The organism is Antarcticimicrobium sp., assembly GCF_029212575.1.
In the GTDB taxonomy this organism is placed as follows: domain Bacteria; phylum Pseudomonadota; class Alphaproteobacteria; order Rhodobacterales; family Rhodobacteraceae; genus Antarcticimicrobium.
Genome location: NZ_JARGPK010000057.1, coordinates 1 through 8,736, shown reverse-complemented (window position 1 = coordinate 8,736; position 8,736 = coordinate 1). Strand labels below are relative to the sequence as shown.

At 66.3% G+C, this 8,736-nt stretch carries 10 protein-coding genes; 5 read left to right on the top strand and 5 right to left on the bottom strand.

The genetic code is table 11. The features are described 5' to 3' along the window. From P1U75_RS13595 to P1U75_RS13575, 5 genes are all read left to right on the top strand, one after another. Positions 1–432, top strand: a 432-nt coding sequence (locus P1U75_RS13595; protein ID WP_300244342.1) for a ribulose-phosphate 3-epimerase, incomplete at its 5' end; no start/stop codon positions are given. Between the two features lie 80 nt (positions 433–512). Further along, the gene (locus P1U75_RS13590) at positions 513–1,439 is read left to right on the top strand and encodes an MBL fold metallo-hydrolase (RefSeq protein ID WP_300244340.1); all 927 of its coding nucleotides are present in this window, start codon (positions 513–515) and stop codon (positions 1,437–1,439) included. Positions 1,440–1,456: 17 nt separating this feature from the next. Beyond that, the gene (locus P1U75_RS13585) at positions 1,457–2,014 is read left to right on the top strand and encodes a thioredoxin family protein (RefSeq protein WP_300244338.1); all 558 of its coding nucleotides are present in this window, start codon (positions 1,457–1,459) and stop codon (positions 2,012–2,014) included. Continuing rightward, entirely contained in the window at positions 2,011–2,670 is a 660-nt protein-coding gene (gene gph / locus P1U75_RS13580) for a phosphoglycolate phosphatase (RefSeq protein WP_300244335.1), read from the top strand. Before P1U75_RS13585 ends, gph begins: the two co-directional genes overlap by 4 nt. Then, positions 2,667–3,344: an HAD family hydrolase gene (locus P1U75_RS13575; RefSeq protein ID WP_300244333.1), complete on the top strand. Its 678-nt coding sequence runs from the start codon at positions 2,667–2,669 to the stop codon at positions 3,342–3,344. Before gph ends, P1U75_RS13575 begins: the two co-directional genes overlap by 4 nt. Before the next feature lie 12 nt (positions 3,345–3,356). On the opposite strand, the gene P1U75_RS13570 is transcribed toward P1U75_RS13575, so the two are convergent. From P1U75_RS13570 to P1U75_RS13550, 5 genes are all read right to left on the bottom strand, one after another. Then, a complete protein-coding gene (locus P1U75_RS13570; protein ID WP_300244331.1) occupies positions 3,357–4,988 on the bottom strand; it encodes a choline dehydrogenase in 1,632 nt (543 codons plus the stop codon). Positions 4,989–5,110: 122 nt separating this feature from the next. Beyond that, a complete protein-coding gene (locus tag P1U75_RS13565) occupies positions 5,111–6,028 on the bottom strand; it encodes a fumarylacetoacetate hydrolase family protein (RefSeq protein WP_300244329.1) in 918 nt (305 codons plus the stop codon). A gap of 1 nt (position 6,029) precedes the next feature. Continuing rightward, entirely contained in the window at positions 6,030–6,809 is a 780-nt protein-coding gene (locus P1U75_RS13560; protein ID WP_300244327.1) for a cyclase family protein, read from the bottom strand. A gap of 15 nt (positions 6,810–6,824) precedes the next feature. Next, on the bottom strand, positions 6,825–8,135 hold the full coding sequence (locus P1U75_RS13555; RefSeq protein ID WP_300244324.1) for a TRAP transporter large permease: 1,311 nt from the start codon (positions 8,133–8,135) through the stop codon (positions 6,825–6,827). After that, positions 8,132–8,736 (bottom strand): TRAP transporter small permease subunit (locus P1U75_RS13550; protein WP_300244322.1); only part of this gene is annotated, 605 nt, incomplete at its 5' end. The genes P1U75_RS13550 and P1U75_RS13555, both read right to left, overlap by 4 nt.

The following is an 8,736-nucleotide window of genomic DNA, read 5'->3' as shown; positions in this document are numbered from 1 at the left end:
GCCGATGTGATCACCGCCCATTTCGAGGCCGGACCGCACCCCCACCGCACCCTGCAGGCGATCCGGGCGGCGGGCTGCAAGGCCGGGCTGGCGCTGAACCCCGGCACGCCGGCCTCTGCCGTCGAATACCTGCTCGACATGGTGGATCTGGTCTGTGTGATGACCGTGAACCCCGGCTTCGGCGGGCAGAAGTTCATCCATTCCCAGGTCGAGAAGATCAAGCAGCTGCGCCGGATGATCGGCACCCGTCCGGTGCATATCCAGGTCGACGGCGGCGTCGATCCCACCACCGCGCCGCTGGTGGCCGATGCCGGCGCCGACGTGCTGGTGGCGGGCTCGGCGGTGTTCAGGGGCGGCTCGGTGCAGACCCCCGAGGTCTACGGCCAGAACATCCGCGCCATCCGCGAGGCGGCGCAGGGGGTCTACGTCTGAGGGCGCTATCGCCCGTTGTCATTCACATGTGCGAATGCAACCATATGTCTGATCCGGAATATGGACGGGAGGAGCACGACATGGACATCAAACGGCGAACATTCCTGCAGGGCGCGGGCGCGGGGCTGGCGTTGACCGGGCTTGGCACGGCGCGCGCCTGGGCCGAAACCAGCCTGAGCTACGGCAGCATGCAGGTGCAAACCCTGTCGGACGGCCACCTGGTTCTGCCGCCCGATTTCATATTCGGTCCGATGCCCCAGGGCGAGCTTGCCCCGCTGCTGGCCGAACGCGGCATCGACCCCGCCGCGCCGCTCACCCCGGCCTGCAACGTGACGCTGCTGCGCGACGGTGACCGCGTGATGCTGTTCGATACCGGCTCCGGCAGCGCCTTCCAGCCCACGGCGGGCGAGTTGCTCGATGCGCTGGAGGCCGCCGGGGTCGCGCCCGATGACGTCACCCACGTGGTCTTTACCCACGGCCACCCCGACCACCTCTGGGGCGTGCTGGACGATTTCGACGATCCGCTGTTCGCGGAGGCCGAGCACATGATGGGCCGCGCCGAGTGGGATTACTGGTACAACCCCGAAACCGTCGACACCATCGACAGCGGCCGCACCGCCTTTGCCGTCGGCGCCAAGCGGCGGCTGGAGATGCTGGAGGATGCGATCACCTTCTTCGACGACGGCGACGAGATCCTGCCCGGCGTCGCGGCGCGCGCCACCTATGGTCATTCGCCGGGACACATGGCGTTCGAGTTGCGCTCGGGCTCCGAGGCGGTGATGGTGGTGGGCGATTGCATCGGCAACCCGCACATGGCCTTTGCCCGGCCGGGCTGGAACTCCGGTTCCGACCAGGATCAGGAAACCGCCGCCATGACCCGCGTCAAGCTGCTCGACCAGCTTGCGCACGAGCAGACGCGGCTGATCGGCTTTCACCTGCCCGATGGCGGCATCGGCCGGGCCGAGCGCGATGGCGACGGTTACCGCTTCGTGCCGGAGACCGCCTGACACAAAGGAGAGAATGAATGGCCGCCACCCCACCCGTTTGCGATTTCGGCTGGACAGCCCCGGATTTCGCCCTGCCCGCGACCGACGGGCAGGTTTACACGCTGGCCGATCGGGCGGGGCCCCGGGGCACGTTGATCATGTTCATCTGCAACCACTGCCCTTACGTGATCGCGGTGCGCGACCGCATCCTGCGCGACGCCCGCGAGCTTATCCAGATGGGCGTCGGCGTGGTGGCGATCAGCTCCAACGATACCGAGGCCTATCCGGCCGACAGTTTCGACAACATGCGCAGGCTGGCCGAGGAGCAGGCGTTTCCCTTTCCCTATCTCTACGACGCGGATCAATCGGTCGCGCGCGCCTATGACGCCGCCTGCACCCCGGATTTCTTCGGCTTCAACGCGGATTTGGGATTGCAATATCGCGGCCAGCTCGACGCCTCGCGCAAGGAGGCCGGTGCACCGGACCTGCGCCGCGACCTCTATGAGGCGATGAAACAGATTACCGAGACCGGGCAGGGACCGGCCGAGCAGATCCCCTCGATGGGCTGCTCGATCAAATGGAAAGGGGCGGCATGACCGCGATCATCTTTGACCTCGACGGCACGCTGGTCGACAGCGCCCCCGATATCCGCGCCGCCGCCAACAGGATGCTGGAAAGCGAGGGGCAAACACCGCTCGACCTTCCGACGGTGATCTCCTTCATCGGCAACGGGCTGCCCAAGCTGGTCGAGCGGGCCATGCGCGCCCGCGATCTGCCGATGGAGCGCCACGCAGAGCTGACCGCGCGCACGCTGGCCTTTTACGATGCCGAAAGCACCGCGCGCACCATGCCCTACCCCGGGCTGACCAAGGCGTTGACCAAGCTTCAGGCACAGGGGTTCGCTTTGGGCGTCTGCACCAACAAGCCCGCGGCACCTGCGCGCGACATCCTTGCGCAACTCGATCTTGCCCGGCATTTCGAGGTGGTGATCGGCGGCGATACCCTGCCGGTGAAGAAACCCGATCCCGCGCCCCTGCGGGCTGCCTTCGAGGCGCTCGGGCGCGAGGGGCTTTTTGTGGGCGACAGCGAGGTGGACGCCGAAACCGCCGAGCGCGCCGGCGTGCCCTTCCTGCTGTTCACCGAGGGCTATCGCAAGCAGCCGATCGAGGCGTTGACGCATCGGGCCCGCTTCGATCGTTACGACGCGCTGCCCGGTCTCGTCACCGACGCAATGGCCGGACCCAGTCAATGAGACCCGCCGCGCTGATCTTCGATGTCGACGGCACGCTTGCTGAAACCGAGGAGGCGCATCGCCGCGCCTTCAACGAGACCTTTTCCGAGGCCGGGCTTGACTGGCATTGGAGCCGCGAAACCTATGCCGATCTGCTGCGCACCACCGGCGGCAAGGAGCGCATGCGCGTCTGGCGCGCGGCGATGGGCGACGGGCCGACCGATGACGAGATCCCGGCGCTGCACCGGTCCAAGACCGCGCGCTATGGCGACATCCTGGCAAGCGGCGGCCTCGCGTTGCGCCCCGGCGTGGCCGAACTGGTCGCCACCGCATGCGCACGAGGCCAGCGCCTGGCGGTGGCCACCACAACGAACACACCCAATGTCGAGGCTCTGTGCCAGGCGTGCTGGACCCAGCCCGCCGACCGGGTGTTCGACGTGATCGCGGCGGGCGACGAGGTCGCGGCCAAGAAACCCGCGCCGGATGTCTACCTGCTGGCGCTGGAGCGGTTGGGCCTCCGCCCCGCCGATGCCGTCGCGCTGGAGGACAGCCGCAACGGCGTGCTCTCGGCCCGGGCCGCCGGGCTGCCGGTGATCGTCACCCCCTCGGCCTATACCGCTGGGGACGATTTCACCGGCGCGCAGGCGGTGATCCCCGACCTCACGCCGGACAACCTGCCGACGGCGCTGCGCTGAGGCGAAGGCCGCTCACGACACCCGGTCCACCATTCCGCTCTCCTCCCGGATCATGTCGGCGGCCTTTTCCGCGATCATGATGGTGGGGGCGTTGGTGTTGCCGCCGATCAGCGTCGGCATCACCGAGGCGTCGACCACCCGCAGCCCCTGCATCCCGCGCACCCGCAGCCGGGGATCGACCACCGCCATGTCGTCCCCGCCCATCTTGCAGGTTCCGACCGGGTGATAGATCGTGTCGGCGCGGGCGCGGATATGGCTTTCCCAGGTGGCATCGCTCATCCCGTTATGCAGCCCGAAAAGCTCCTTGTCGCGATAAGGCGCCAACGCCGGCGCCTGCAGGATGGCGCGCGCCATGCGGGCGCCCTTGATCGTGGTCTCAAGGTCACGCGGATCGGAGAGGAATCGCGGGTCGATGGCAGGGGCGGCCAGCGGATTGTCGCTGGCCAGTGTCACCGCGCCCCGGCTGTAGGGGCGCAGCGCGCAGACATGGCAGCTGAAACCATGCCCGAGATGCAGCTTGCGCGCGTGATCGTCGACGATGGAAATCACGAAATGCAGCTGGATGTCGGGCCGGTCCAGCGCCGGATCGGTCTTGAGAAACCCCGCGCCCTCGGCAAAGGGCGTGGCGACCATGCCGCCGCCGTCGCGCCGCCAGCGCAGGATATGTTTGATAAGGTTCACCGTTGCAGCCGCGCCGATGCCAAAGTTGTCTGTGTCGCGGCTCTTGTGGGAGAGGATGAAATCGAGGTGGTCTTGCAGGTTCCGGCCCACGCCGGGCAGATCGTGCACCGTCTCGATCCCGTGCAGGCACAGGTCGTCGGGGTTGCCGACGCCGGAGAGCTGCAGCAACTGCGGCGAGTTGAATGCGCCGCAGCACAACAGCACCTCGCGCGTCGCGCGCACCTCCTTCTCGGCTCGCCCCTGCCGATACGCCACCCCGGTTGCGCGTTTGCCATCGAACAGGATGCGGGTGGCATGCGCGCGGGTGATCACCGTCAGGTTGGGCCTGTCGATCACCGGATGCAGATACCCCGCCGCCGCCGAGCAGCGCTCACCATGCCGCGCCTTGTCGTGGAACTGGGTCACCTGGTAAAGGCCAACCCCCTCGTTGTCGCCGGTGTTGAAATCCTCGCGGCGGCGATGCTGGAGTTGCGTGGCCGCCTCGACGAAGGCATGGCTGATCGGGCGCGGATCGTTCTGTTCCGACACCTGCAGGGGGCCCGCATCACCGTGGAACCCGTCTGCCCCGCGCTCGTTGTTCTCGGCCCGGCGGAAATAGGGCAGTACCTCGTCCCACGACCAGCCGTCGCAGCCCAGATCGGCCCAGCCGTCATAGTCCGAGCGGTGCCCGCGCACGTAGAGCATGGCGTTGATCGCGCTCGATCCGCCCAGCGCCTTGCCGCGCGGCTGATATCCCTTGCGGCCATTGAGCCCGGCCTGCGGCACGGTCTCATAGGCCCAGTTGCTGATGTTGCCATGCCCCGGAAGCACCGCCACCACGGCGGCAGGCGCGCGGATCAGGATGTGCTTGCCCGCGCCGCCGGCCTCAAGCAGGCAAACCTTGACGCTCGGATCCTCGCTCAGCCGCGCGGCCAGCACCGATCCTGCCGATCCCCCGCCGACGATCACGTAATCGTAGCTCATCACGCCCTCCCCTCGCGCGTTTTCCCCAGCAAGGAAGATCGCCGCGCAGCTGTCCAGCAGAACTTGGCGTCAGCCGAAAACGATTTCCGAGAAGGTCATCGGCCACGTTCGGCAAACCGGCCTCATGATTTCACGATCCGGTTGGCCAGGATGCCAATCCCCTCGATCTCCAACTCGAACCGGTCCCCCGGCGCCAGCCGTTTACCCAGTTCCAGCCCGCAACCGGTGCCCACGGTGCCCGAGCCGATCACCTCGCCCGGGTAGAGCGTTTCAGAGGACGAGATATGTTGCAGGATGCGGCCGAAATCATGCTGCATCTGGCGGCTGTTGCCGCCGCCCCAGCGCACGCCGTTGACCCGCGCCTCCATATTCAGCGCCACCGGGTGCGTCACCTCGTCGGCGGTCAGGATATAGGGGCCCAGGATGTTGCCGGTGTCGAAATCCTTGCCCTTCGCCGGGCCGAGTTGTCCCGGCATCTCCCGCATCTGGGCATCGCGGGCCGAGACATCGTTGAGGATGGTATAGCCAAAGATGTAATCCCCGGCCTCTTCCACCCTGATGTCCTTGCCCTTTTTGCCCACCACGATGGCCATCTCCAGCTCGATGTCGAGATGTTCGGCATAGCCGGGCCAGATCACATCCTGCCTGTGCCCGATGAAGGACATCCGGTTGCCCTTGTAATAGATCGGCTGCTCGTACCAGACCGGGGGCAGTTGCGGCTCGGGCTGGCCGAAGGCGCGCAGGCAGTTGAACAGGTGTTCCTCGAACACCAGACAGTCACGGTACTGCACCGGCATGATCGGCGGCAGAAAGCTGACATCGGCGATCTTCAACAGCGCCCGGCTTTCCGCCCGCCGCATCAGGTGATCGGCCTGCTCCAGCCCATAATCGCCCTCTTCGATCACCGAGAGCATGTCAGAGAATGTTCCGGTCTCGTAGCGCGCGAATTCCGCCGCCCGGTCGAGATCCAGCAGGGTTTCGTCATCCAGCGCCGCCACCACGCGGGGGCGCCCGTCGCACAGAACCGTTGCAAGCCTCATCTCAATCCTCCTCGAAAATAGCCACGGCGCGGGTGAACCCGGCGCTGGCGGCCTTGATCTTGTAGGGAAAGCAGGAAATCTCGAACCCGTCGCCGGGCAGTTGATCGAGATTGGTCAGCTTCTCCATGTGGCAATAGCCGATATCCATGCTGGCGCGGTGGCCTTCCCATATGATGGATGGATCGTGCGTTTTGGCATATTCCCGTGCCGTCAGGGCAAAGGGCGCGTCCCAGGACCAGGCGTCGGTGCCGGTCACCCGCACGCCCCGTTCCAGCAGGTAAAGCGTGGCCTCGCGGCCCATGCCGCAGCCCTTCATCAGGTAATCGTCCTTGCCGTAATGGTCCCCGGCCGAGGTGTTGGCCACGACAATATCCAGCGGCTTCAGCTCATGGCCGATGCGTTTAAGTTCGGCCTCGACGTCACTCGCCGTGGCGACATAGCCATCCTCGAAATGGCGGAAATCCAGCTTGACCCCGGGGTTGAAGCACCATTCCAGCGGCACCTCGTCGATGGTGATCGCGCGTTCCCCGTTACTCATCGTCGAATGGTGGTGATAGGGCGCGTCCAGGTGGGTGCCGTTGTGGGTGGCGATGCTCAGTCGCTCCACCGCCCAGCCCTCGCCGCCGGGCAGATCCTCGCGTTGAAGCCCGGGGAAAAAGGCCATCACCTGCTCGGCGGTCTGGTCATGGGTCATGTATTCGATTTCCGGCAGCATGATCGGCGGGTCCGATACGATGCCCATTTCGAGGGGAACGGAGAGATCGACGAAACGGCGTGCCATGGGCAGCCTCCTTTTCTAGTGCACAAGAACGGTTGCGAGAGAGGGAAAGATCATCACCAGCGCCAGCAGCGCCCCCATCATCAGCGCAAAGGGGGCGGCCCCGCGAAAGATCTCGCCCAGCGGAATGTCGGGATCGTCGAGCGCCGACTTGATCACGAAGACGGAGATGCCGAAGGGCGGGGTGAGCAACCCGATCTCGACGGCGACGATGGTGACGATGCCGAACCAGATCAGGTCGACGCCCATCTGGGTCAGTACCGGCAGCATCAAGGGCACGAGGATCAGCATGATCGAGGAACTGTCGAGGATCGTCCCCATCACGATGACCAGCGCCACATAGGCCAGGATCACCCCCCAGAAGCCGATATCGGCATGGGCCACGAATTCGCCGAACCCCAGCGGCACACCGGAGAGCGCCAGCATCCGCGAATACATCTGCGCCGCGATGATCAGAAAGCTGATCGCGGCGGTCACCAGCCCGGTATCGGTGAGCACCTGCCAGAAATCGCGCGCCGAGAGGCTGCGGCGCGCCAGCCCGATGACGATGGCGCCAAGGCAGCCGACCGCGCCGGCCTCGATCGGGGTGAAGAAGCCGCCGTAGATGCCGCCGAGCACCAGCCCGATCAGCGTCGCGATCGGCAGGCCCTTGCGCGCCACCTCGCGCCGGTTAAGCACCGGCATGTCATCGGCCCCGTGCGCCGATCCCAGCGCCTGCGGGCGGAACCGCGCGGTCAGCCAGATGCTGCCACCGAAGATCACGGCCAGCAGCAGGCCGGGGATGACGCCCGCGATGAACAGGTCGCCCACCGACTGCTCGGTCAGCAGACCGTACAGAATGAGCAGCAAACTGGGTGGTATCAGCATCCCCAGCACCGAAGATCCCGCCACCACGCCGACCGAAAAGCGCGGCGAATAGCCGTGGCGGATCATCTCGGGCACCGCGATGCGGGTAAAGACGGCGGCTGAGGCGATGGAGATGCCGGTGATCGCGGCAAAGATCGCGTTGGCGCCGACCGTGCCGATGCCCAACCCGCCGGAAAAGCGGCGGAACAGGTGGTTGGCCACGTCGAAGGCATCCCGCCCCATGCCGGTCACCGACACCAGGTAGCCCATCAGCACGAACAGCGGCACCACGCCGAAAAAATAGCTGGAGATGGTCTCGGAGGCCGCCAGCGCCAGCAGCTTGCCCGCCAGCAGCGGCGACCCCTTGATCATCCAGACGCCGACGTAGGACGAGAGCATCAGCGCGAAGGGCACCCAGAACCCGAGATAGACCATCGCCACCATGGCCCCGAATGAGGTCAGCCCGATCTCGAACGGGGTCATGCGCGGTCCTTTCTGGCCACCAGCCGCAACAGGGTTTCACAGGCCGAAAGGACAAGCTGCACCAACAGCGCGGCGCAGCCCACCAGGATGATCAGTTTGACCGGCCAGATCGGCGCGGTGAAATCGCCCACCGTCCCCTCGTAGGTGCCGCGCATCCAGGCCTTTTCGAACAGCGGCAGCGAGGCCGAGAACAACACCCAGACCAGCGCGGCGGCGGCAAGGGCAAAGACCAGTTCCAACAGCAGCGACAGACGCGGCGCATGTGCCTTGAGCGTGGTGACCAGCGCCTCGGCGCGGGTCAGCCGCCCCTTGCGAAAGGTCTGGGCGATCTGAAGAAAGACGATGGCGACGATCGACATCGACACCATCTCCGGCACGCCGGAAATCGGCGCGGAAAAGGCACCGCGCCCGATCACGTCGGCATTGACCAGCAGCATCAGCGCCAGGATCAGCAAGGTGCCGGCCACGTTGAGCCCGCCGGTCACCAAGTCGACGGCGCGTCGCAGGGCGAGAAACCAACGCGGCAGAGCGGGGCCGCCGGCGTGTCGAGGGGACTGGATGGTCATGCGTGTTTCGGTGGCGCGGCGCCCGGACCCGGGCG